This is a genomic window from Pseudomonas sp. GW821-FHT02B10 (genome assembly GCF_059421865.1).
In genome coordinates, this window is record NZ_JBWKVU010000007.1 from 277,021 (window position 1) to 301,154 (window position 24,134).

21 protein-coding genes are annotated in these 24,134 nt (G+C 63.9%); 9 read left to right on the forward strand and 12 right to left on the reverse strand.

Going from position 1 to position 24,134, the window contains the following annotated elements:
* The first annotated feature begins 429 nt into the window (after positions 1-429).
* A complete protein-coding gene (locus tag AC07VU_RS17740; protein ID WP_007930804.1) occupies positions 430-1,104 on the forward strand; it encodes a heavy metal response regulator transcription factor in 675 nt (224 codons plus the stop codon).
* A gap of 549 nt (positions 1,105-1,653) precedes the next feature.
* On the opposite strand, the gene AC07VU_RS17745 is transcribed toward AC07VU_RS17740, so the two are convergent.
* The 4 genes from AC07VU_RS17745 to AC07VU_RS17760 form a co-directional block, all read right to left on the reverse strand.
* Positions 1,654-2,559: a cation diffusion facilitator family transporter gene (locus AC07VU_RS17745; RefSeq protein WP_277589609.1), complete on the reverse strand. Its 906-nt coding sequence runs from the start codon at positions 2,557-2,559 to the stop codon at positions 1,654-1,656.
* 117 nt (positions 2,560-2,676) lie between these two features.
* Positions 2,677-3,225 carry a UDP-4-amino-4,6-dideoxy-N-acetyl-beta-L-altrosamine N-acetyltransferase gene (gene pseH / locus AC07VU_RS17750; protein ID WP_007930162.1) on the reverse strand — a complete coding sequence of 183 codons (549 nt, stop codon included), beginning with the start codon at positions 3,223-3,225 and terminating at the stop codon, positions 2,677-2,679.
* A 62-nt stretch (positions 3,226-3,287) separates the two neighbouring features.
* A complete protein-coding gene (locus tag AC07VU_RS17755; protein WP_277589610.1) occupies positions 3,288-3,809 on the reverse strand; it encodes a hypothetical protein in 522 nt (173 codons plus the stop codon).
* Positions 3,810-4,004: 195 nt separating this feature from the next.
* Complete coding sequence (locus tag AC07VU_RS17760) at positions 4,005-5,327, reverse strand: MFS transporter (protein ID WP_277589611.1); 1,323 nt, start codon at positions 5,325-5,327, stop codon at positions 4,005-4,007.
* Positions 5,328-5,497: 170 nt separating this feature from the next.
* Here AC07VU_RS17760 and panB point away from each other — a divergent pair, with 170 nt between their 5' ends.
* Complete coding sequence (gene panB, locus AC07VU_RS17765) at positions 5,498-6,313, forward strand: 3-methyl-2-oxobutanoate hydroxymethyltransferase (RefSeq protein WP_007930153.1); 816 nt, start codon at positions 5,498-5,500, stop codon at positions 6,311-6,313.
* Here the strand turns inward: panB and AC07VU_RS17770 are convergent.
* Together AC07VU_RS17770 and AC07VU_RS17775 are read right to left on the reverse strand one after the other, a co-directional pair.
* Positions 6,301-7,683: an aminotransferase-like domain-containing protein gene (locus tag AC07VU_RS17770; RefSeq protein WP_274306846.1), complete on the reverse strand. Its 1,383-nt coding sequence runs from the start codon at positions 7,681-7,683 to the stop codon at positions 6,301-6,303. The genes panB and AC07VU_RS17770 overlap by 13 nt on opposite strands.
* Before the next feature lie 4 nt (positions 7,684-7,687).
* The gene (locus tag AC07VU_RS17775; RefSeq protein ID WP_277589613.1) at positions 7,688-7,921 is read right to left on the reverse strand and encodes a helix-hairpin-helix domain-containing protein; all 234 of its coding nucleotides are present in this window, start codon (positions 7,919-7,921) and stop codon (positions 7,688-7,690) included.
* 114 nt (positions 7,922-8,035) lie between these two features.
* Here AC07VU_RS17775 and AC07VU_RS17780 point away from each other — a divergent pair, with 114 nt between their 5' ends.
* From AC07VU_RS17780 to AC07VU_RS17790, 3 genes are all read left to right on the forward strand, one after another.
* The gene (locus AC07VU_RS17780) at positions 8,036-9,454 is read left to right on the forward strand and encodes a short-chain fatty acid transporter (protein ID WP_277589614.1); all 1,419 of its coding nucleotides are present in this window, start codon (positions 8,036-8,038) and stop codon (positions 9,452-9,454) included.
* Positions 9,455-9,722: 268 nt separating this feature from the next.
* Positions 9,723-11,423 (forward strand): acid phosphatase, encoded by a 1,701-nt coding sequence (locus tag AC07VU_RS17785; RefSeq protein WP_495030201.1) that lies wholly within the window; start codon positions 9,723-9,725, stop codon positions 11,421-11,423.
* A gap of 133 nt (positions 11,424-11,556) precedes the next feature.
* Positions 11,557-12,753: a hypothetical protein gene (locus AC07VU_RS17790; protein WP_495030202.1), complete on the forward strand. Its 1,197-nt coding sequence runs from the start codon at positions 11,557-11,559 to the stop codon at positions 12,751-12,753.
* Between the two features lie 103 nt (positions 12,754-12,856).
* On the opposite strand, the gene can is transcribed toward AC07VU_RS17790, so the two are convergent.
* Entirely contained in the window at positions 12,857-13,501 is a 645-nt protein-coding gene (can, locus tag AC07VU_RS17795) for a carbonate dehydratase (RefSeq protein ID WP_007930139.1), read from the reverse strand.
* 150 nt (positions 13,502-13,651) lie between these two features.
* Here can and AC07VU_RS17800 point away from each other — a divergent pair, with 150 nt between their 5' ends.
* A complete protein-coding gene (locus AC07VU_RS17800; RefSeq protein ID WP_053262658.1) occupies positions 13,652-14,047 on the forward strand; it encodes a hypothetical protein in 396 nt (131 codons plus the stop codon).
* A 59-nt stretch (positions 14,048-14,106) separates the two neighbouring features.
* Here the strand turns inward: AC07VU_RS17800 and rimI are convergent, their stop codons facing one another.
* Both rimI and AC07VU_RS17810 read right to left on the reverse strand, forming a co-directional pair.
* Positions 14,107-14,559 carry a ribosomal protein S18-alanine N-acetyltransferase gene (gene rimI, locus AC07VU_RS17805; protein ID WP_009045633.1) on the reverse strand — a complete coding sequence of 151 codons (453 nt, stop codon included), beginning with the start codon at positions 14,557-14,559 and terminating at the stop codon, positions 14,107-14,109.
* On the reverse strand, positions 14,552-15,337 hold the full coding sequence (locus AC07VU_RS17810; protein ID WP_277589618.1) for an energy transducer TonB: 786 nt from the start codon (positions 15,335-15,337) through the stop codon (positions 14,552-14,554). The genes rimI and AC07VU_RS17810 overlap by 8 nt, the downstream gene beginning before the upstream one ends.
* A gap of 180 nt (positions 15,338-15,517) precedes the next feature.
* On the opposite strand from AC07VU_RS17810, the gene mksB reads away from it, so the two are divergent.
* The 3 genes from mksB to mksF are packed head-to-tail and all read left to right on the forward strand — an operon-like array spanning position 15,518 to position 20,332.
* Entirely contained in the window at positions 15,518-16,798 is a 1,281-nt protein-coding gene (gene mksB, locus AC07VU_RS17815) for an Mks condensin complex protein MksB (RefSeq protein ID WP_037005321.1), read from the forward strand.
* Positions 16,788-17,492: an Mks condensin complex protein MksE gene (gene mksE, locus AC07VU_RS17820; RefSeq protein ID WP_007930132.1), complete on the forward strand. Its 705-nt coding sequence runs from the start codon at positions 16,788-16,790 to the stop codon at positions 17,490-17,492. Before mksB ends, mksE begins: the two co-directional genes overlap by 11 nt.
* Positions 17,489-20,332 carry an Mks condensin complex protein MksF gene (gene mksF, locus AC07VU_RS17825; protein ID WP_277589619.1) on the forward strand — a complete coding sequence of 948 codons (2,844 nt, stop codon included), beginning with the start codon at positions 17,489-17,491 and terminating at the stop codon, positions 20,330-20,332. The genes mksE and mksF overlap by 4 nt, the downstream gene beginning before the upstream one ends.
* A gap of 64 nt (positions 20,333-20,396) precedes the next feature.
* Here mksF and AC07VU_RS17830 read toward each other — a convergent pair whose 3' ends face one another.
* From AC07VU_RS17830 to AC07VU_RS17840, 3 genes are read right to left on the reverse strand one after another with little or no spacing between them, the layout of a single operon-like run.
* Positions 20,397-22,700 (reverse strand): PqiB family protein, encoded by a 2,304-nt coding sequence (locus AC07VU_RS17830; RefSeq protein WP_495030203.1) that lies wholly within the window; start codon positions 22,698-22,700, stop codon positions 20,397-20,399.
* Positions 22,693-23,316, reverse strand: a complete 624-nt coding sequence (locus tag AC07VU_RS17835) for a paraquat-inducible protein A (RefSeq protein ID WP_007930128.1) — start codon at positions 23,314-23,316, stop codon at positions 22,693-22,695. The genes AC07VU_RS17830 and AC07VU_RS17835 overlap by 8 nt, the downstream gene beginning before the upstream one ends.
* Positions 23,303-23,962: a paraquat-inducible protein A gene (locus AC07VU_RS17840; RefSeq protein WP_009045640.1), complete on the reverse strand. Its 660-nt coding sequence runs from the start codon at positions 23,960-23,962 to the stop codon at positions 23,303-23,305. The genes AC07VU_RS17835 and AC07VU_RS17840 overlap by 14 nt, the downstream gene beginning before the upstream one ends.
* Positions 23,963-24,134 lie beyond the last annotated feature (172 nt).

Here is a 24,134-nt window from a genome sequence, read left to right on the forward strand (position 1 = left end):
GCGTTCTGGCCCCTTACCGGTACAGAGTGACGGCGGAGGCTCTGCGGTGCGAGGAAGTTGAACCGGCACGACGCATCCACACTCCACCCATAAAACAACTAACAGGTGAGTATTTAGTGCCGGCCAAATGTAGCCTTCGGTACTTATCGACAGGGTGGCGCAAAGATTACAAATCCGTTAGCAAACGCTCTGCTACGGGCTTGTGTATTAACATCCGGGCCATCGACCCGAGCACAAGTGCAATAAACCCACAACTTGAAATATAGAGAAACAACTTCTCCCCGCACGACACTTCGAAGCTTTTAAATTCAGAACCTTTAAATTAATAATCTTGAAATCCGCAACTTTGAAAGTTGAATCATTCAGCCCGTTAATTTCAACGAAGTTATGGGGCTGCCCCACTGCATTAAACACCGAGGCTAATTCAGCATGCGCATTCTGGTGATCGAGGATGAACCGAAAACCGCCGACTACTTGCACCAGGGATTGAGCGAAAGCGGCTACGTCGTCGATTGCGCCAATAACGGCGCCGACGGCCTGCACCTGACCCGCCAGCACGCCTACGATCTGGTGATTCTCGACGTCAATCTGCCGGAGCTGGACGGTTGGGGGGTGCTGCAGCGCATTCGCCAGAACAGCAATACGCGGATCATGATGCTCACCGCCCAGGGGCGGCTGGTGGACCGAATCAAGGGTCTGGACCTGGGCGCCGACGATTACCTGGTCAAGCCGTTCGAATTCCCCGAGCTGCTGGCGCGGGTGCGCAGCCTGTTGCGGCGCAGCGAGCAGTCGCCGACTCCCGACGTGCTGCGGGTGGCCGACCTGGAGCTGGACCAGGGCCGCCACCGGGCGTTTCGCGGCAAACAACGCATCGACCTGACCACCAAGGAGTTCGCCCTGCTGCACCTGCTGATGCGCCAGAGCGGCGTGGTGCTGTCGCGGACCCAGATCATCTCGTTCGTGTGGGACATGAACTTCGATTGCGACACCAATGTAGTGGAAGTCTCGATCCGCCGCCTGCGGGCCAAGATCGACGACCCGTTCGAGAGCAAACTGATCCACACCCTGCGCGGCGTCGGCTACGTGCTCGAAGAGCGCGACTGAAGCGCTGTAGCCGCTGCCGCAGCCTGCGATGGTCCGAAGGACCTCCGGCGCCCCAAAGAGCGGCGCCCGCTGCGCGGTCGATCGCAGCCTCGCAGGCTCGGCAGCGGCTACAGGGGGCAACCCGATAGTTCGGTACACGCGACCGGTGTAGCCGCTGCCGAAGGCTGCGATAGGTCCGAAGGACCTCCGGCGCGCCCAAGAGCGGCGCCCGCTTCGCGATCGATCGCAGCCTCGCGGGCTCGGCAGCGGCTACAGGGGCAACCCGATGGTTCGGTACACGCGACCGGTGTAGCCGCTGCCGAAGGCTGCGATGGTCCGAAGGACCTCCGGCGCGCCCAAGAGCGGCGCCCGCTGCGCGGTCGATCGCAGCCTCGCAGGCTCGGCAGCGGCTACAGGGGCAACCCGATAGTTCGGTACACGCGATCGGTGTAGCCGCTGCCGCAGGCTGCGATAGGTCCGAAGGACCTCCGGCGCGCCCAAGAGCGGCGCCCGCTGCGCGGTCGGTCGCAGCCTCGCGGGCTCGTCAGCGGCTACAGCGGCTACAGGTGATTAATGTACGTGCTCTTCGTGCCCCTGTTGGTGAAAGCCGGCCTGTTCGACCTGGACCGTCACATGGGAGATATCGAAGCGCTCGTGCATCAGTTCGGTGACCTCGGCCAGGATCTGCTGCTCGCTGCGCCGCCCCAGGTCGGCCACCAGATGCGTGCTCATCACGTTCTTGCCGCTGGTCAGGGCCCACAGGTGCAAGTCGTGCACCTCGGTCACCCCGTCGATGGCGCGAATGCCCTGCTCGACCTGATCGATATCGATGCCGTCCGGCACGCCTTGCAGCAGTACGTTCATGCTCTCCCTGAGCAATGTCCAGGTGCGCGGCAGCACCCAGAAACCAATGGCCGCCGCCACCAGCGAATCGACCCAGCCCCAGCCGGTGTACATGATCACCAAGGCCGCGACGATCACGCCGATGGAGCCGAGCATGTCGCTCCACACCTCCAGGTAGGCACCCTTGACGTTAAGGCTTTCGGCGCTCGCCGAGGCCAGCAGGCGCATGGAAATCAGGTTGACGACCAGCCCCAGCACCGCGATCACCAGCATGCCCGTGGACTGGATTTCCGCCGGTGCGGACAGGCGCTGCCAGGCCTCGAACAGGATGTAGAAGGCGACCACGAACAACAGGAGGGCGTTGAACGCCGCGGCGAGAATCTCGAAGCGCGCATAACCGAAGGTGCGCTTGCGATCGGCCGCGCGCTTGCCGACCTGGATCGCCACCAGGGAGATCGCCAGCGCCAGCGCGTCAGTCATCATATGGGCGGCATCGGACAGCAGCGCCAGGCTGCCGGTGACAAAGGCGCCGATCACCTCGGCGATCATGAAACTGCCCGTCAGCCCCAGGGCCATCCATAACTTGCGTTCGTGTCCGGCCCGAACCTGTCCGTGACTGTGCCCTGCGCCCATGAAAGCCCCCACCTGTGGAAATCGTCGTGGCTGATGATAGCCGGCCCGGACAGCCGGCCCCGGCAAAATGACGCAATGGTCATGCTGCTGCCATCTGGCGGTTATGGATGACGGCTTTCAGCGCCCCAGGCGCGCCATCACCGCGAGCATATCCGGGCGCCGGGCGGCCCATTCCTCGCGGGTGATGCCGAGCAGCACCACGTCGATGCGCTGGCCGTCCTTCTCGACGTTCTGCCGGCGCACGCCCTCGAGGGTGAAACCGAATTTCTGGTGCAGGCGGATCACCGCCTGGTTCAGCGCCAGCACCTCGCAGTTGAGCTTCGCAAGGCCGGCGGCGCCGAAGGCATGGTCGAGCAGCCAGAATTCCAGCTGGCTGCCCAGGCCCTTGCCCTGCAAGCCGCTGTCCAGATAGAAGGCCCAGTCGGCGCTCTTGTGCAGGGCATTGATCGCGTTCAGCGACACCACGCCACAGGCGATTCCCTCTTGCAGCACCACGAACACCGACTGCCGCGGATTGCCCGCCAGCGAGTCGAGCCAGGCACGGTGCTCGGCCTCGGAAATCTCGTGGGAGGTGTACATGTACTTGCGCACGTCCGGCTGGTTGCGCAGCTCGCGCACGCGCGCCTGCACCTGTGCACAAGTCTCGAGTATCGGCACGACCTGCATGCGGGGCTCCTGGTCTGAAACGGATGCCGCACAGCCTAGGGGCAACGGTGCCCGGCGGCAATTCAAAAGATCCCGCTACCCGACGCGGGCTTGCGCCGGCGCAGCCCATGCAGGCCCAGGCACACCAGGCTGGTGCCGAACGCGACGATCAACATGCCCTGCGGCGTCTCGCGCTCGCGGCGGCTGTCCAGGCATTCCATGGCGTTGGCGCATTGCGCGATGCACAGCTCCTGGCCATCGAGGGTGCAGCTCAGCACCGCGTCGCGCAGGTGGGTGAAGCTCAGCGTGCGCCCCAGGATCTGGTCATGGCCGACGTTCAGATAGCTGATGCCACGAACCACCTTGAGCCGGGTGTATTCGCCACTCTCCGCGTCCTCTATCAGCATCCCGCCACGGTCGGCATACAGCACCTTGCCGCTGAGGGATTCGACGCTGGCACCGTCCAGCCCATAGTCGACAAGGTTGAAGATCCACAGATGAAGCAGGGCCATGAACAGGCCAATGGCAAAGGACAACCACGCCGCCTGCAGCAGCAGGGGCAGCGTGGAGAAATCACGCAGGGAACACAGGACGGACCGGATCAAGGCAGCTCCCGAAAACTGGCGCGTGGACCGCGCGTTTTTTTTCGAGAGATTAGCGGGTAAATGGGCCTTGGCTAAGCACAACTTTCAGCGGTATGGGTCGGGCTAAAACGCGGGCTGGCAGCGAAGGCTCTAGCCCGCGCGCCCCGGCGCCTGCAGGCGTTTGCAGGGGCGAATTTTCTGCTGCGCGAAAGCGCCTCAGGACCCGGCACAGACCCCAGGCACCCCACTGCCTGCCAGCCTCGGCATGCGCGTACCGAAGTACCCCGCGCTGACCACCCCGACCGCGCCCATCACCGCGCAATAGATCACGCAGATCCACGGGCTCCAGGGCATCAGGCCGATCAGCAGCAAGGGCGTGGTGCTCGCCCACAGCGCGTAGGCGATGTTGTAGGTAAAGGAAATGCCGGAGACGCGAATCCGCGCCGGGAACAAGCCGACCATCACCGACGGCACCGCGCCCACCACGCCACAGCCAAGGCCGGCGATGGCGTAGGCCAGGCCGACCCAGGCGCCGCCGCTGATCAGGCAGCCATAAAGCAGGCCGATGCCCAGCGGCAGCAGCAGGCTGTAGAGCATTACCGTGCGCCAGGCGCCGATGCGGTCGACGATCAGCCCGGCCAGCACGCAACCGATATTCAGGAACACGATGCCCAGGCTGCTCAGGGCGAAGGTGTGGCTGGCGCTCATGCCGAAGGTTTTCTGCATCATGGTCGGGGTGATGACCACGAACACCACCACCGCCGAGGTCAACACGCAGGTGAGAATCGCCGCCGGCCACAAGGCCAGGCGATGCTCGCGCAGCACGGTGCGCAACGGCAGTTCGACGGCGCTGTCGCGCTGTTCCTGCATGGCCATGAACACTGGGGTTTCGCTGAGCCAGCGGCGCAGCCAGACGCCGATCACGCCGAACACCCCACCGAGCAGGAACGGGTAACGCCAGGCGTGATCGAGGATTTCCGCAGGGGTGAAGAGTTGCGCCAGCAGGGTGGCGGTCAGCGCGCCGATCAGGTAGCCGAAGGTCAGCCCGGCCTGCAGAAAGCCCAGGGCGTAACCGCGATGGCCGGCCGGTGCGTGCTCGGCGACGAACACCCAGGCGCTCGGCACTTCACCGCCCACCGCCGCGCCTTGCAGCACCCGCAGCGCCAGCAGCAACAGCGGCGCGAAATAACCGATCTGCGCGTAGGTCGGCATGCTGCCGATCAGCAGGCACGGCAGGGCCATCATCAGGATGCTCAGGCTGAACACCTTCTTGCGCCCCAGGCGGTCGGCGAAGTGCGCCATGAGAATGCCGCCCAGCGGGCGCGCCAGGTAGCCGGTGACGAAGATCCCGAAGCTCTGCAACAACCGCAGCCACTCGGGCATTTCCGGCGGGAAGAACAGCTGGCTCAAGGTCAGGGCGAAAAATACGAAGATGATGAAATCGTAGATTTCCAGGGCCCCGCCCAGTGCCGCCAGGCCCAGGGTCTTGTAGTCGGACCGGGAAAACGGCGCCGGCCGCGCGTCAGGGGAAAAGGACATAAAGCCACTCGGTGTTGGGCAGAATTCAAGGCGCCCATGGTCTACGCAAACGCCGCGAGGAACAACCGCAACCCCCTTCTGGGTCGGTTTTTAGGCTTTTCCTGTGCATTGAATCGCCGCCGCGGACGCCAATAATCGGCGACTTTCCCACCCGCAACAGGAAAGCCGCCATGAGCATCCATACCCGCAGCAAACGCCTGACCGTGCCGCAACTGGTGGCCATGAAAGGCCAGCAGAAGATCGTCTCCCTGACCGCCTACACCAGCCACATGGCGCGGCTGATGGACCCGTTCGTCGATTTCGTGCTGATCGGCGACTCCACGGCCATGGTCGGCTACGGCCGCACCTCGACCCTGGACATGAGCCTGGAAGAGATCATCGGCCATACCCGCGCCGTGGTCGCCAGCACCCGGCTGGCCTGCGTGATCGCCGACATGCCGTTCGGCAGTTACCAGGAATCGCCGCAACAGGCCTACCGCAATTGCGCCGAGGTGCTGGCGCGCACCGGCTGTGACGCGCTCAAGCTCGAAGGCGGGCTGGCCCTGGCGCCGACCGTGGAGTTCCTGGTGCAGCGCGGGATTCCGCTGATGGCGCATATCGGCCTGATGCCCCAGTACGTGAATGTCATGGGCGGTTTCAAGGCCCAGGGCCTGAACGACGCCACGGCCCAGGCCATCGAGGCCGACGCCCGCGCCCACCTCGAGGCCGGGGCGTTCAGCCTGCTGCTGGAAGGGGTGGCGGAAAACCTCGCGCGGCGTATCAGCGACTTCTCGGCGATGCCGACCATCGGCATCGGCGCCTCCCCCGCCTGCGACGGCCAGGTGCTGGTGACCGAGGACCTGCTGGGCCTGGGCGGGCCCCAGGTGCCGCGCTTCGTCAAACAGTACGCCGATGTCGGGGCGCTGATCAGCCAGGCCTGCGAGCGGTTCGCCGCCGAGGTGCGCGATGGCCGCTTCCCCGAGGCGCGGCACTGCTACGGCGTCTGATCGATGGCCCGGGCCAGGCGTTGCACGGCGCCGGCGATGTCCTGGCGCCAGTCGAGGGTGAAGCTCAGGCGCAGGTGATGGCGCCACAGGCCTTGCTGGCTGAACATCTGCCCCGGGGCAATGACGATGCCCTGCCCCAGCAATTGCTCATACACCTGGAGCATCTCCACCGGGCGCGTGGCCTCGGCCCAGAGGGTCGCGCCCCCGGCCGGGGTAACCACCCGCAACCGCTCGGCGGCATGTTCGGCCAGCAGCGCCTGCAGCTGGCCCATGCGTTCGCGCAGCAGGCCGCGCAACTGAACCAGGTGCTGATCGACCCGGCCGCTGCCCAGCAGTTTGGCCACGGCCTTCTGGCGGATCGGTGACAGGCGGAACGCGCGCTCGAGAAAGTGCCGCTGCAAGCGCGCGCCCTGGCCACGGCACAGCACATAGCTGAAGGGCGCCTCGGAACCGATGACTTTGTCGAAGGTGGAAAACACCAGCAGCCGCTCGGGATCGGCGTAATCGCGATACCGCGCCGGCGCCGGTGTAAAGCAGAACTCGCCATAGCTGTCATTTTCCAACAGCCAGATGCCGCGCTCCCCCAGCCAGCGGCACAGCTGCCGTTTGTCCGCCGCGGGCATCAGGCTGCCGTGGGGCGCGCTCAGGGTCGAAGACAGCAGCGCCAGGCGCACCGGTTCGCGTTGCAGCACCTCATGCAGGCGCTGGCGATCGAAGCGCCCTGCGGCGTCCAGCGGCAGCTCGATCACGCGGATCTTCGCCGCCTGCAATTGCCGCAGGATCGCCCAGGAACAAGGCGACTCCACCAGGGCGACGCTGCCGTTCAGCTCCAGGGCATCCAGCGACAATGCCAGCACCGCGCGCAAATCCGTGCCGAGAAACACCTGCTCGGCCTGCCAGTAATCCGTGGTCGAGCGGGTGTAGCGCTCGGCCAGCGCCGTGCGCAGCTCCGCCTCGCCAAACGGCTGGTACAGCGGTGCCTGGGAGCGTGGGTACTGGCGTACCAGCTCGCGCTCGGCGGTCAACAGGGGATTGTCCAGCGACAGCAGCATCGCCGGAGCGTCGCTGCACAGCGCCAGCATTCCGGGCTGGCGGGCGTAGGCATAGACCCTGTCCAGCAGGTCCGTATCCGGCGCCAGCCCTGGCGCCGGCACGGGGCGGCTGAAGTAGCCCTGCTTGGGCCGGGCGTAGATCCGCCCTTCATCCTCAAGCAAGCCATAGGCGTACTTGGTGGTGGAAACCGAGACCTTGAGGCGCTGGGCCAGGGCACGCAATGACGGCAGGCGCTGCTCGGCCGCGCTGGCGCCGTCCAGCCACTCCACCAGGTAGCGGTAGACCGCCTGATAGGCGAAAGGCGTTTCGCGGCTCACCGTTTCAGGCGTCCTTGGCCAGGGCAATCGCCGCCTGGATCGCCGCGCGGGCCTGGGGGCTGTTTTTCCAGCAGCTGGAGCCGACCAGGGCCGAGGCCTGGGTGACGATCTCCAGGGCATTGGCCTGGGCCAGTTGGGCGAGGGAATCGATGCCCAGTTGTTCGAGACGGGCGACCACGGTTTCGCCGACACCCTTGAGCTTGAGCAGCGCCTGGCGTTCTTCGAGCGGGAATGGCATGTACGTCAATCCTTTGCAGTGGTTACCAATTGCCGCATTCTTGCACAGTTCTCGATCGCCCCAGCCTGAGGCGACCGACCTCCTGACAATCATAAAAAGACTTGAGGTATCGACGTGTCCACAGACATTGAAGACAGCCGTTCCGCCCGTTTTGCCCTGCGCTGCTCGAACTGGGCCGAGCGCTGGTTCCCCGACTCCTGGGTGTTCGCCGCGCTGGCGGTGATCATCGTCGCCCTCGCCACCATGGCCATGGGCGCCAAGCCCACCGACACCGCCATGGCCTTCGGCGACGGTTTCTGGAGCCTGATCCCCTTCACCATGCAGATGGCCTTCGTGGTCATCGGCGGTTATGTGGTCGCCAGCTCGCCGCCGGCGGTGAAGCTGATCGACAAACTGGCACGCATCCCGAAGAACGGCCGTTCCGCCGTGGCCTGGGTCGCGCTGATCTCCATGGTCGCCTCCTTGCTCAACTGGGGCCTGTCCCTGGTGTTCGGCGGCTTGCTGGTGCGGGCCCTGGCCCGGCGTACCGAGCTGCGCATGGACTACCGCGCCGCCGGGGCCGCGGCCTACCTGGGCCTGGGCGCGGTCTGGGCCCTGGGCCTGTCGTCCTCCGCCGCGCAATTGCAGGCCAACCCGGGCAGCCTGCCGCCGTCGATCCTGTCGATCACCGGGGTGATTCCGTTCACCCAGACCATCTTTCTCTGGCAGTCGGGCGTGTTGCTGCTGGCCTTGATCGTGGTCTCGCTGGTCATCGCCTATGCCACCGCGCCCGGCCCGAACTCGGCGCGCGACGCCAAGGCCTGCGGCATCGACCCGAGCTTCAGCATGCCCAAACCACAACCGCGTACCCGCCCCGGCGAGTGGCTGGAATACAGCCCGCTGCTGACCATCCTGCTGGCCTTGCTGGCGGCCGGCTGGCTCTACCATGAGTTCGCCACCAAGCCGGCGATCACCGCGATTTCCGGGCTCAACACCTATAACTTTCTGTTCCTGATGCTCGGCGCGCTGCTGCACTGGCGCCCGCGCAGCTTCCTCGAAGCGGTGGCCCGCGCCGTGCCGACCACCACCGGGGTGCTGATCCAGTTCCCGCTGTACGGCTCCATCGCGGCCTTGCTGACGGTGGTCAAGGGCGTCGACGGCCAGACCCTGGCCCACCATATCTCGACCTTCTTCGTGCAGATCGCCTCCCACGACACCTACGCGCTGCTGATGGGGGTCTACTCGGCGGTGCTGGGCTTCTTCATTCCATCGGGCGGCGGCAAGTGGATCATCGAGGCGCCCTACGTGATGCAGGTGGCCAATGACCTGCAATACCACCTGGGCTGGGCGGTGCAGATCTACAACGCCGCCGAGGCACTGCCGAACCTGATCAACCCCTTCTACATGCTGCCGCTGCTGGGGGTGCTGGGGCTCAAGGCGCGGGACCTGATCGGCTTCTCCTTCGTCCAGTTGCTGGTCCACGCACCGCTGGTGCTGGTGCTGCTGTGGGCGTTGGGCACCACGCTGAGCTATATACCGCCCGTGGCGCCGTAATCTGTTGCCAGCGGCTCGCTTCCCTGTAGGAGCGAGCTTGCTCGCGACCGGCCCAGGCCGAGGGTGCCCGCCATGCCGTCATTGCGGGCAATCGAGCGTCGACCGGACGCTCCTGCAGAAGCAGCCCTACATCCTTTCCAGCCTCCCCCTACTATCTTCTAAGCCCCGTCCCAGAGCCTTTTCTGTAGTCTTTCCGTCATATTCGGTTGCTACCGTGCAGCCGAAATACTTTGTTACGAATTGATCTAAAGGTAATCAGGGACCCGGCATGAGCGACGAACACTCGAAAAACCCAGAACATTCCCAGGCCACGGAGCCACCCACCGACACCAGCCGCCGGCGTTTTCTCGGCGGCGTGGCGGTGCTGGGTGTCGGCGCGACGCTCAGCGCCTGCGGCCACAACGACCCGGAGCCGGGCAAGCCGGTGGAGCGCCCGCTGTCGCCGGCCGAACTGGACCGGGCGCTGCGCGACAACGTGAAGAACGTGGTGGTGATCTATGCCGAGAACCGCAGCTTCAACAACCTGTTTGCCGACTTCCCGGGGCTGGAAAAACCGCTCTCGGCCCTCAAGCCCGCCGACTATCAGCAACGCGACCGTGACGGCAGCCTGTTGCCGGCTCTGCCGCCGGTCTGGGGTGGCGTCGCCCAGGTCGGGCCCCAGGCCCTGGATGGCGTGACCTACCCGGTCGGCACCCAGTACCAGGAGCACCTGCCCAACGCGCCCTTCGCCCTCAAGGGCCCCGATGGCCAAGACCTGCCCCTGGGCCTGGTCACCCGCGACCTGTGGCACGTGTTCTACCAGAACCAGATGCAGATCAACGGCGGCAAGAACGATGGTTTCGTCGCCTGGGCCGACGCCGGCGGCCTGCCCATGGGGTATTACGCCCAGAGCCGCTATGAGCTGCGCCTGTGGGATGTGGCCCGGGAATTCGTGCTGTGCGACAACTTCTTCCAGGGCACCTTCGGCGGCTCGTTTCTCAACCACCAGTACCTGATCAGCGCCGCGGTGCCGTTTTATCCGGATGCGGCCAATTCGGTGGCCAGGCCGCAGATCGCCACCCTGCAGAGCGACGACCCGCTCGACAGCCGTCTCAAGCCGCTGGAACAATCCCCGGCCAGCGCCATGAGCGGCCCGCCGCAATTCGGCCCGAGCCTGCTGACCCCGGACGGCTACGCGGTAAATACCATGGCCCCGCCCTACTGGCCGACCTGGATCCGCGACCCGCAGCGCCCGGCCTATGCCAAGGCCGACCTGCCCAATGTGCTGGTACCGCAGCGCCACGACACCATCGGCGACAAGCTCTCGCGCAAGGACATCGACTGGGCCTGGTACGCCGGCGCCTGGCAGGTCACGCTGGACGCCTACAAGGATTCGGCGGGGATTCCGAAGATCCCCAACTTCCAGTACCACCACCAGCCGTTCAACTACTTTGCGCAGTTCGGTCCCGAGCATCCCAACGAACGCAGCCATCACCTGCGCGATGCGGGCCTGGGCGATGAGTCGAGCAGCAACCGCTTCCTCGCCGATGCCGAGGCCGGCAAGTTGCCGCCGGTGGCGTTCTACAAGCCCCAGGGCAACCTCAACATGCACGCCGGTTATGCCGATGTGGCCGCGGGCGACCGGCATATCGTGCGAGCCCTGAAGGTGCTGCGCGAAAGCCCGCAGTGGCAGAACATGGTGGTGATCGTCACGGTCGATGAGAACGGCGGCTGGTGGGACCACGTCGCTCCGCCCAAGGGCGACCGCTGGGGGCCGGGGACACGCATCCCGGCGCTGGTGGTATCACCGTTCGCCCGCAAGGGCACGGTGGACCATACGGTGTACGACACCGCGTCGATCCTGCGGCTGATCACCCGGGTGTTCCAGCTGGAACCGCTCGACGGCCTCAAGCAACGGGACGCGGCGATGACCGCCCGGGGGCAGGCGCCCATGGGCGACCTGAGCAATGCCCTGCACTTCCCGGCCTGAACCGACGACAGCGGCCGCCCGGGCGGCCGTTTGCGGGTGCAAAAGAAATCCACCCTTTTCCTTGTCACCCGCTACTGTTTCAGTACGGAACTTACCTCGCACAGACGAGGCCAACGCTGACAAGGAGCCAAGCATGAAACTCGCAAGACTGTCCTTCCCCCTCGCCGCCCTGACCCTGGGCGGCCTCAGCAGCCTGACCTTAAGTACCATGGCCCAGGCCAACGTCGATCTGAAGCTGGGCAACACCCAGCGCGTCACCCAACTCTTCTCCTACCCCAACAACTGCAACGTGATCTGTTTTCGCAACTGGACGCTGGAACAGACCGTCGAGCATTACCTGACCCAAAGCGTGAAGCGCGATGGCTACAGCACCGCCAAGGTCAAGGTGAAGACCGATAACAACCAGTTGTACGCCAACATCAGCGGTGTTCCGAAGGACTATGGCAAGCCGCTGACCGCCCTGCTGGATGCCGGTGACCTGGCCTACCAGGGCGCCAGCAAGCTCAACAGCGACGGCAAATGGACCTACAGCTGGTACCTGTTCCTGCCCCTGGGCATGGCGCTGGAAAACCGCAAGAGCGTCGAGTTGCTGCACTTCCCGCCGGACTACTCGCTGACTCAGGCCCAGGACTACCTGAAATCGGCCACCACCGACCGCTGGGCCACCCTGCTCACCACCAATGGCATTCCCGCCGAGCAGACCCCGGGCTACCAGACCATCATCGACATTGCACCGATCGCCGCCCCCTCCAGCGCGGGCAAGGACCTGGAAGGCGTCTATGGCTACTTCCAGGACTACCAGACCACCATGGTCAAACAGATCAGCCAGAGTGCCAGCGGCGCCGCCCTGCCAATGGTGGCGTTCGGCGCGCCGGTGCGTAACTGGATCAAGCAGCAGTACGGCCCGACCGTGAACGTGCTGGGCCTGGCGCAGATCAGCCCGAGCGCGGGCCTGAAGGTGCCGGTGCTGGGCTCCAACCACCCGAGTTACATCTGGTACGCGGCGGATCCAGAGAACTACGACGGCGACGAGGCCAAGGCCGACGCGGCCGGTTTGAAGGTGATGGGGCAGGATCTGAGCGCGGCCTGCTGGCAGGCCGGGATGGGCAGCAAGCCGGGCAGCGACCCGACAGTGCAGCTCAAAAGCTGCACGCAGAACTGGCAGGTGACCAACAAAGAGCAGACCTGCGCCCTGTTCTACACCTCGATCCGTAAGCTGACGCCGGAGCAGGCCCAGGCCAAGTGCGCCACCACGCCGGTGCAGACCCAGCTGAAGCAGCTGAAGGCGCCAGCACCGTCGATGAGTACCGAAGCACCGCCGCATATCTGACGGACAAGCGGTAATGGCTACATCCCATCGCGAGCAAGCTCGCTCCTACAGAACGGCACACCGCCCGTAGGAGCGAGCTTGCTCGCGATGGGTTTTCAGCGCCTCAGAGCGCTCCGACCGGACGCAGGCGATACTGCGGCGGCAGCTGCTCGAAACCACTGATGGTGGCGTTCAGGCTCTTCCAGCGACCGTCCTTGATGCCATAGATGCAACCGTGGATCGACAGGCTCTGCCCGCGATGCCAGGCGTTTTGCACAATGCTGGTGTGGCCGACGTTGGCCACTTGCTGGATCACGTTCAGCTCGCAGAGGCGGTCGACCCGCTCTTCCTCGGTGGCCAGTTGCCCCAGGACTTCGCGATGTTCGTAGTACAGGTCGCGAATCGAGCGCAGCCAGCCGTCGATCAGGCCCAGCTGGCGATCCTGCATCGAGGCGCGCACGCCACCACAGCCATAGTGACCGGTGACCAGGATGTGTTTGACCTTGAGCACGTCCACCGCGTACTGGATCACCGACAGGCAATTGAGGTCGGTGTGCAGCACCACGTTGGCCACGTTGCGGTGTACGAACAGATCTCCGGGAAGCATGCCGACGATCTCGTTGGCCGGTACACGGGCGTCCGAACAGCCGATCCACAGGTATTCCGGCGTCTGCTGGCGGGCCAGCTTGGAGAAGAATTCAGGATCTTCCTGCTTGATCGCTTCGGCCCAACGCTCGTTGTTATCAATCAGGTCTTGTAGTTCATTCATGCTGTGAAACCTCAGGATTGATGCGTTGCTATGACAGACGACTGTCTATCGGGGTCACGCGCGTCTATGCAGATACCGCTTATCCACCCCTTTGAATCTTGCCGGGTCTGGTGGGTCCACTCTTTAAGCCCAAAAGTATGAGCAACCGTCATGACTGAATCACGACGTCCCTATGGCGCGCCTCAGCCCGAGCCCATCGACGACAACGAAGACCGCATGGGTTCCATGGAAGAGCTGGACTTCGATGAAGAAGAACCCGGCGCCAGGGTCGGCGACCCTGCTTCCAGCCCTGTGGAGCATCGTACTCCCCACAGGCACATCCATGGCTCCAGCCTGACCGGCAACGCCGAGGATGAGCCCAACGATGATGAGCTGACCCCGGAAAACCTGATCCGCGAAGACGGCGCCCGCTCCGCCCATGAAGCCGGTGAAGACCAGCCGGCCGACTGGGACCTGAGCATTGTCGATGAAGACGATATCGGCGGCGGCAATGGCCTGGACGAAGCCGAGCTGGCCCAGCGCGACCCACTGGATGGCAAACGCTGATACCTGCCTTTAACAACTGTAGGAGCGAGGCTTGCCCGCGATAGCGGCTCGATACGCCGTCAATCGACCAGGGTGCAGGCCATCACCAACGCATCTTCGCGCCCGCCTGTCGCCGGATAGTAATCGCGGCGGCGGCCGACCTCGTTGAAACCGTAGCGCTCGTACAGCCGATAGGCGGTCTGGTTGCTGGAACGCACTTCTAGGAAGCATTCGCGCGCGTCTTTCTGGTAGGCGCGCTTCATCAATTCTTCCAGCAGGCGCAGGCCCAGGCCACGGCCCTGGCTTTCCGGCTTGACGGTGATATTGAGCAGGTGGGCTTCGTCGATGATCACCTGGATCACCCCGTGGCCGACCTGCTGGCTGCCTTCGAACATCAGCCAGACTTCATAGGATTTCAGGGCATCGGTGAAAATGCCGCGGGTCCAGGGATGGCTGAACGCCGCGTATTCGATTTTCAGGATGGCATCCAGATCCGCCTCGGTGGCCTGGCGGAACGATAAAGCGTCACTCATTGCTACTTTTCCAACGCGCCATCAGCCGACGCATGGCTTGCCAGACATCAGCCTTACGCTGTGGCTCTTCCATTAATAGTTCCAGCCCAGGCAGCGCCCAGGCCGAGCCCAGGCCTTCGACCTGGAGTTCACGGTTGTAGGACTGCGCATCAGCCTCGCCCGCGAAACGCACCGCCGGCAGGCCGATCAGCCACAGGCAGACACAAGGTTCTTCTTCGACCCGCGCTCCGACAAAGGCCTGGACGAAATCCCGCGCCGCGTCCGGCCCCTGGTCGAGATTGCCGCGGGTCAGCATCGGCCAGCGCACCGGCTCGGCGAGGATCTGCGGGCTGTCCGGCAGGCCGGCGGCGCGCAGCATGTCCTTGAGCAGCAGATAGGCCGGGTCGCGGCTCTGGAAGGCTTCGCCTGTGGGTAACTCCACCAGCAGCAGGCAACGACCGGCGCGCAGCAATTGCAGGGCGAAACGCGGTGGCGGCACGGGCGGGGCCTTGATCGGCGCCGGGGTCTCCTCGGCATCGACCACGGGCTTGCTGACCGGACGAACGGCAGCGCCGGCGGGACGCGGCACTTCGATTTTCGGCCGTTCGGCAGGCTTGGCCACAGGCTCGGCAACCGTTTTGGCCACAGGTGCAGGGGCTGCCGGGGCCTCGACCACAGGCTCGGCAATCACCAGCAACTCGGGACGGGACGGCGCCGCAAAGGGCAATTCGGTGCGCGGCAGCCAGCTGACCACCTGCATGGCGGACAGATAAGCGCGACGGCGAGACTCGATAAGCAAAGGTCGGCCACTTGTGGATAACTGAAGTGGGGGGATTCTACCGTCCTTCGCCGAAGATCGCCCGCAGTTGATTCGTCACAAAAACACCGGTCCAGCCCATGACAAGACCGAGGGGTGAATCGTCAGCCTTCCGATGCAGTACAATCGCTGCTTTTCATTGCCAACCAGCCGGCCATTCCGATGATCGAACCCAAGCGCGTGTTGCGCGCCCTCGCCGAACACTGGGCACTTCTGGAGCCACTGTGCGAGCACTTCGACCAAGGCACCCTGAGCCTCGCCGAACTGCGTTCACAGCTGGCCACCCAGCAAATTGACAGTACGCCACAGGACATTACCAGCCTGCTGGACGTGTGGATCCGCCTGGACATCCTGGTTCCGGTGGCGAAAAGCCCGAACCGTTTCGAACTCAACGCACAGATCCACGACTTCCTCGCCTACCTGCGGCGCGAGCACCGCCTGGGCCTGTGCCTGGAAATCGAAGCCTACCTGCGCCACCTCGAACGCCTGGCCGGTTACATCCAGGACGCCTTCGACATCCGCGACGGCCATGACCTGGCCCGCCAGCTGCGGTTGCTGGACATGCGCGTGCGCGACGTACTGAAAAAGCTCGCCAACGACGAACAGGCCCTGGTGGCCGTCGCCGAGCGGGCCAAGACCAGCGACCGGCAGATTCCCCTGCGCCAGCGGTACGCCGAGGTACTGGCCACCTGGGACGAATACGTCGAGCCGATGATCCAGCTGGTGAACGCCGATGGCGCCTTCGAGCAAGGCGTGCGCAAGGTCGAGAACGTCCTGCTGCGCATGCTCACCGAACAGCAGCGCCTGGGCCACCTGGTGGACGACGACATGCTGCTGCGCACCCACGCGCGGATCCTGGAAATGCAGACCAGCGCCCAGCTGACCCTGCGTCACGCCCGGGAACTGCTGCTACCGCTGCGTGAAGAAGCCCGCCGGCACAACGCCGTGACCCGCGGCGCAGCCCTGGCCCTGTCGGCCATCCGGCGCAAGGGCATCGACGCCGTGCCGCAAGCGGCCATGCCACTGTTCACCCGTCCGCAAAGCACCTTCCTCGGCAGCTCCGGCCAGGTCGAGGCCTATGTCTATGCCCTGGCCAGCTTCGAACCGAAGCCGACGCGCTTCCCCAAGGCGCACAAGACCCACAAGGGCGGCAATGCGCCACGGGCGCCACGCACAGTCCGCGAGATGCTCGACCGCTGCGAAGACGCCCTGCCGATGCCGGACCTGATGACCTGGTTGCTGGAGCAGGAACCGGATGGTGCCACCGACGAGTTGCTGTACTGGTTCTCCCGCCTGTCGCGGGAAAAACGCTTCAAGCGCGAGCGTCTGGAACGCCGCGACTACCACACCCACGAGCACCAGGTCAGCCTGCGCTCCTTCGCCCTGCTCTCGGCCCGCGATGACGCCGCTGAGAATTCTGCGAGCACTCCACATGCATCTTGATCTTTCCGAACTGTCCCAGCTGGCGCCGATCTTTCGCGAGCTGTTCAAGGGTTATCACGTCAGCCGCCGCGACCCGGAGCTGTACTCCCAGCTATCGAACTTCCAGGACCAGTACCGCACCCTGTTCAAGGCCCTGGGCTTCGAACTGGTGTGCGACACCCGTGGCTTCTACTACTTCGTGCCGGAGAACGCCGCCGCCCAGGTGAACAAGACCGCCCAGCGCCTGGCGCTGTTCACCTTCATCCTGGTGGAGCACCTGGCCGACCAGGGCCGCGACCCGGTCGCCGTGCTCGACGGCGGCAGCCTCGGCCGCGACGAACTGCCATCCTTGCTGGAGAAGTACCGCGACCTGTTCATCCAGGCCGAAGTGCAGACCCATGAAGAACTGGAAGAAAAAATCATGCGGCGCATGACTCAACTGGGTTTTGCCGGCGAGGAGCCGGGCATCTACCGCTTCCTGCCGCCGATGCACCGCTTCCTCGATGTGTGCCTGTCGGTGCAGCAGGACCGTGACCTGGCCGCCAGCCTGCACAGCGTGCTGCCGTTGCCGACGCCGGTGCTGATCGACGAAGACAGCGACGAAAAACTGCTGCAGACCGACGACCCGCTGGACCTCAGCGAATTCGTCGAATCGGAAAGTGAAGAGGACGCACTGGCCCGCGCCATTGCCGAAGAACAGGAGCTCGACGCATGAGCAAGGAACGCTACGGCATCCGCCGCTTTGCCCTTTTGAACACCGCCGGCTACAGCCTGGGCCTGTTCCCGCTGGAAGAACCGCTGTCGGTCTACGGCGCGAACAACCTGGGCAAGTCCGCCTCGATCAACGCCCTGCAATTCCCGATCCTGGCACGCATGTCGGACATGAGCTTCGGCAAGTACAGCCTGGAACAGTCGCGGCGTTTCTACTTCGCCACCGATACCAGCTACATCCTGGTGGAAGTGTCCCTGCCCCATGGCCCGCATGTGATCGGCGTGGCCGGGCGCGGTCCGGGCGGCAGTTTCGGTCACCAGTTCTTCGCCTATGCCGGCTCGCTGGACCTGGCGCACTACCAGAAAGACGACACCTGCCTGCGGCAGAAAGAGCTGTTCACCAACCTCGAGCGTCAGGGCCTGAAGGCCTATGAGCTCAAGCCGGATGAACTGCGTCGCCTGCTGGTGGGCGGACATACCTCGATTCCGCTGGACCTGACCCTGATCCCGCTGCGCTCCACCAGCGAGCAGAGCCTGAAGACCTTCCGCGCGCTGTTCATCAACCTGCTGCACATGCGCGAAATCACCGCGGCCAAGCTCAAGCAGCTGTTCCTCGATGCCTTCGAACACAGCCTGCGTTCCGGCAGCGTCGACTACATCGCCGCCTGCGAAGATGCCTTCCGCGACGTGCGCCGCATGGAGCAGGACTACAACTCGCTGGTGGCCGCGGGTCCCCTGGTGGAAGCCCTGGCCAACGGCGTGACACAGCGCGACATCCTGCGCGGCAAACTGCATCGCCTGTCGCCGCTGCTCGATTCGCTGCTGGGCACCTGGTCCGACTACGCCAGCGCGCGCAAGGAAGAGCTGACCATCCAGGCCGAGCACTACCGCAACGAACAGGACGCACTGCAGAACGACCAGCGCAGCAGCACCCAGGAAATGATGCGCCTGGAGCGGGAAATCACCGGCACCCAGCGCTGGCTCGGCGAGCTCTCGGTGCTCAAGCATCGTTTCGCCCTGGTGGACGACGTCAAGGTCCTGGAGCAGCAACTGCTGGCGGCCAAGGATGCCCACGACGAACTGGCCGGCGCCCTGGCCCAGTCCCGGCAGTTCTCCGCCGAGGACCTGGAAGAGCGCCTGCGGGATCTGGAAAAACGCCTGAAGTCGGTCAAGCAGCAGCTCGATAACGCCGACAACAACAGCTATGCGCGCCTGCGCGAGGAATTCTCGCAACAGGACGTCGAGCGCCTGATGCGCCTGTTCAACAGCCAGTTGTTCAGCCTGCCGCTGGGCGAACATGGCATTGCCCTGGACGAGAACGGCGACTGGGTCAAATCCGTGGAGCTGATCCTCGATGGCTTCAAGGGCGAGCGCTTCGAAGTGCCGGGGCTGTCCATCGACATTTCCCACATCGAACCGCCGGCCTTGCAGGCCCTGGCGGACCGCGCGGCATTGCGCGACCAGAAAGAGCGCCTGGACAAAGAACTCAAGCAGCTGAAAACCCAGGCCGCGGTGGCCGCCGACCGCGCCGCGAGCAAGACCCAGACCGAAGCGCTGTACCAGCAGGTGCTGGATGCGCAGAAAGCCCTGGAAGATTTCCGCCGCGCCCAGACCCTGAGCGCCGAGGAAGGCGAAAAGCTGGAACAGCTGGCGCAGATGGAAGCCGCCCAGGACGAACTCAAGCGCTCCAGCGACGCCTTCACCGAACGCGTCCAGCAGCTGTCGGCCAAGCTGCAACTGGTGGGCCGGCAGATCGGCGACATGGAAGCCAAGCAACGCACCCTCGACGATGCCCTGCGCCGTCGCCAGCTGTTGCCGGCGGACCTGCCGTTCGGTACGCCGTTCATGGAGCCGGTGGACGACTCCATGGACAACCTGCTGCCCCTGCTCAACGACTATCAGGACAGCTGGCAGGGCCTGCAGCGGGTCGATGGCCAGATCGAGGCGCTGTACGCCCAGGTGCGCCTCAAGGGCGTGGCCAAGTTCGACAGCGAAGACGACATGGAGCGTCGCCTGCAACTGCTGATCAACGCCTATGCGCACCGCACCGACGAAGCCCTGACCCTGGGCAAGGCGCGTCGCGCGGCCGTCACCGACATCGCCCGGACCCTGCGCAATATCCGCAGCGACTACGACAGCCTCGAGCATCAGTTGGCGCTGTTCAACCGCGAGATCAACAAACGCCAGGTGTCCAACCTGCAGAGCTTCCGTATCGTGCTCGCGCCGAACAAGGAAGCCCTCAAGCACATCGACCAGATCATCCACAGCGCCGGCCAGTACGAAGAAGGCGAGACCCTGTCGGTGTTCGACCTGAGCCAGAGCGCCGAGCAGGACAGCAAGAACGAAGAGGCCAAGGAATACCTGGCCCGTCTGGTAGCGGCCAACCATAACCAACTGGGCCTGAAGGACCTGTTCGAGCTGGCGTTCGAGATCACCAAGGTCAATGGCCAGCCGGTGATCCACACCGATATCGATGGCGCGGCGTCCAACGGCACCACCATGACCATCAAGGCGCTGACCAACATGTACCTGTTGCTGCACTTGATGGACCGCGAGCAGGCCGGACGCATCCGCCTGCCGTACTACCTCGACGAGGCCGCGGACATCGACGAGAAGAACCAGGCAGCGCTGCTGGAAACCAGCCTGCAACTGGGCTTCGTGCCGATCCTGGCCAGTGTGAAGCCGCAGGTGTCGGCCCAGGTCGCCATCGACCTGGAAGGCGGCAGCGGCCCGAACGGTATCTACATCGACGAGGCGGACTGGAAGTACATCCGCCGTCACGATCAGGTCAAGGCCACCCTGAACGTCGAGCCAGAAGCCGAAACGGAGCTGGACGAGGTGTAACCCGCCCGAAGCCGTAAAACAAAAAGGCCGTGATCTTTCGATCACGGCCTTTTTGTTTTCTGGGTTATTTGCCCAGGAGGATTTTCGGTGCCCAGGTCAGCCATTCGTCCTCGAACTTGTCGAACAACGGGAAGGTCTGTTCCGGCCGTGCCGCGTTGCCCATGCGCTCGCCATCCGGCGTGGCAAAGGCGATGCCGCCCTGGATCAGGGTCTCCAGCGACTCAGTACGGACAGTTGCGCCCTTGAACAGGCCAATGTCGATACCGAACCCGCTGCTGTTCCAGAAACGCGTGCCGCCACGCACCAGCGGCGCGTACTTCGGCTCGATCAGGATATGGATCAACACCCGGTCGGCAGTCTGGCCCAGTTCGTAGCCCGTGACCTTGCCCACCGTTACCTCGCGGTAAGTCACCGGCACGCCGACCTTCAGCGAGCCGCGCCGCGCCGCGCTCAGCACCAGGCTCAGGCCGGCCTCGGCGACTGCAGCTTCCGGTGGCTGGGGCAAGGCGACAAAGCTGGTTTGCGCGCCGAGGTTCTTCGCCGCCGGCTGCACCTCGATGTACTGCCCGGTTACCAGGGTTTCCAGATTGGCGGTCTTGATCAAGCCAAGCTCCGGCTTGACCACCCAGAACTGGCTGCCGACCCGCGCGATTCGCTCCGGCACCTCGGTGATCCGAGCTTTGAGCAGCACCGACTGCAGATCGCCGCTCAGGTCGACGTCTTCGACCTTGCCGACATCCAGCCCCTTGAAGCGGATAGGCGTACCCGGACGCAGGCCATCGGCGCGATCGACCTTGATGCTGATCAGCGTGCCCTTCTGTGTCGCCTGCTCCTTGTCGGCATACAAGCGGAAACGTGGGATGCGCTTTTTCAGCGGCACGTTGGGTTCCGGCGTGTCGAAGGCGATACCGCCGGCCATCAGGCTTTGCAATGACTCGCTCTTGACCTGGATGCCGCCGGTCAGGCCACCGGTCAAGGTGACACCGCTGGCATTCCAGAAGCGCGTCGAGCCGTTCACCAGCCCTTCGTACTCCTTCTCGATGTGCACACCGATGACCAACTGCTTGCGGGTCCGCGAAAACTGGTAGCTCTGCACCGAGCCGACCTTGACCTGCTTGTACAGAATCGGGCTGCCCACCTCCAGCGAACCGAGGTTTTCGGTGAACAGCACCAGGTGCAGGCCAGGGGAGCGCAGGTCCAGCGGCGGCGCCTTGGGCCGCGCCTCGAATTCGCGTTGCGGAGCACCGCCCTTGTCACCTGGGCGCACCGCAATGTAGTTGCCTTTGACCAGGGCTTCCAGACCGGTGATACCCGCCAGGGAGATCGAAGGCTTGACCACCCAGAACTGGGTGCCTTGCACCAGGTAATCCTCGGCCAGGGGGTCCAGGGTCAGCTCCGCCGTGGCGCTGGACAGATCCGGGTCGACCTTGAGGGCCTTGAGGTTACCGACCTGAATCCCCTTGTACATGACCGGCGTGCGGCCTGCCTGGAGCCCTTCGAAATCACTCAGCTTGACCTTGACCCGGATGCCCGCCTGCGCCGCGTCGAAGTCTTCGTAGAGGCGGAACGGCAGGGTCGGGTCGGTTGGCGGGCTGTCCCGGCGATTCTCCGGGGTGGCGAAGGCGATGCCGCCGGCGACGATGCTGGCCAGGGATTCGCTACGCACTTTCACACCGGACAGGTTGGCGTCGATGCTGATGCCGCTGGCGTTCCAAAAACGCGTATGTTTACGCACCAGGTTGGCGTAGGTCGGCTCGATAAAGACTTTGATCTCCACCGTGTTCTGGTCTTCGGAGAGCAGGTAGCTTTTCACCTGCCCCACCTGGATCTGCTTGTAGAACACCGGGCTGCCGCGGTTCAACGATCCCAGGCGATCCGCCTTGATGGTCAAGTGCAGGCCCGGCTTGGCGTCCGATAACGGTGGTTCTTCGACCAGCGCCTTAAACTTGCGCGCAGGCTCGCCCTCTCCCGGGCTGATAGCGATGTAGTTGCCTGAAACCAACGTCTCCAGCCCGGTGATCCCGGCCAGGGTCACGCTCGGCTTGACCAGCCAGAAGCGTGTGCTGCTCTTCAGGTATTGCTGGACGTCCTTGTTCATCTCGACAGTGGCAATCACCCCTCTGGTGTTGCCTTCGTCGTCCAGGGCCAGGGCCTTGACCTTGCCCACCGACATCCCTTTGTAGACCACCTCGGTCTTGTTGGCCTGGATGCCCTCGCCGCTTTCAAAGCGCACCTGGACCTCGATACCGGTCTGACTGTAGGCACGCCAGCCCAACCATCCGCCAATCAGCAACGCGATCAGGGGCAGGACCCAGATGGCCGACCAGTTCGAAGCCGGACGGGTTTTAGCTTTAGGCAAATCACTCATTGTCGTCGTCCGACTCCGTGTTATCCCAGATCAGTCGGGGATCAAAAGTTACTGCGGCGAGCATCGTCAGAATCACCACGCTGGCAAAGGCCACTGCACCGAGATTGGCCTCGATACTGGCAAGCCGACCGAAGTTCACCACCGCCACCAGGATGGCGATCACAAAGATATCCAGCATCGACCAGCGGCCGATGAACTCGATAAAGCGGTACATCCAAATGCGTTGCCGCGCCGATAACGGCTGGTGGCGCTGGACCGAGAACAGCAACAGGGCAATCCCCACCAGCTTGAAGGTGGGCACCAGGATACTGGCGATGAACACCACCGCCGCAATCGGGATCATGCCGTGCTGCACCAGTACGATCACCCCCGACATGATGGTGCTGGGGTCACCCTGGCCGAGTGACGTGACCGTCATGATCGGCAGTACATTGGCCGGGATGTACAGGATCGCCGCGGTAATCAGCAGTGCCCAGGTACGCATGATGCTGTTGGGGCGACGAGCATGCACCAGGGCCCCGCAGCGAGTGCAGGTCTGCTCATCGGTATCGGGTTCCTGCCTGTTCAGCTCGTGGCATTCATTACAGACCAGAATGCCCGCATCAATCGCCCGCATGCGCATCCTCCCCGGCCAGGGCATCCCATATCTGATGGGGCGACATGACCACCTCCAGCCATACCTGAACCAATAACAGGCTGACAAAACACACCAACCCCAGGCCGACCGTCATGGCAGCCAGGTCCGCCAGCTTGACGATGGCGACCAATACTCCCATCAGGTAGACCTCGAGCATGCCCCAGTCCCGCAAGTGGTGATAAATGCGGTACAGCAACAGACCGTAACTGCGACCTATGTCCAGGCGAATGCTCAGGAGCACGAGCAACTGGCAGACCAGCTTGAGCAATGGAATGCCCATGCTGCAGAGAAACACCACCACCGCCACGCCTTGCATATCGGTATTGAACAAACCGATTACGCCGCTCCACACGGTGTCCTCAGAGGATTGTCCGAGTAGATTGAGCTGCATGATGGGTAAAAAGTTCGCGGGGACATAGAGCAGTAGCGCGGCAATAACCAATGCCAAGCTGCGATCCACGACGTTATGGCGGTGTGCGTATAGCTCGTAACCACAGCGGGGGCACTGGGCTTTTTCTCCGTGGGCCAGCTCTGGCTTGCGCATCAGCAAGTCGCATTCGTGGCAGGCCACCAGATCGTCCAGCGGCAACTCCGACAGCCGGGGGGCGTCAACCGTATCTGACATACAAGACTCTGGCTCTGAAAAGGCGTGAAGCTATTCTAGAGGTCCGTCCCGAAAATAACTGTGCAAAATTGTTTGGAGATAAGAACCGTTTTCTACGCGCAAAAACAAAACCCCAATTGCTTTCGCAATTGGGGTTTCGGAATTTAATCTTGACGATGACCTACTCTCACAT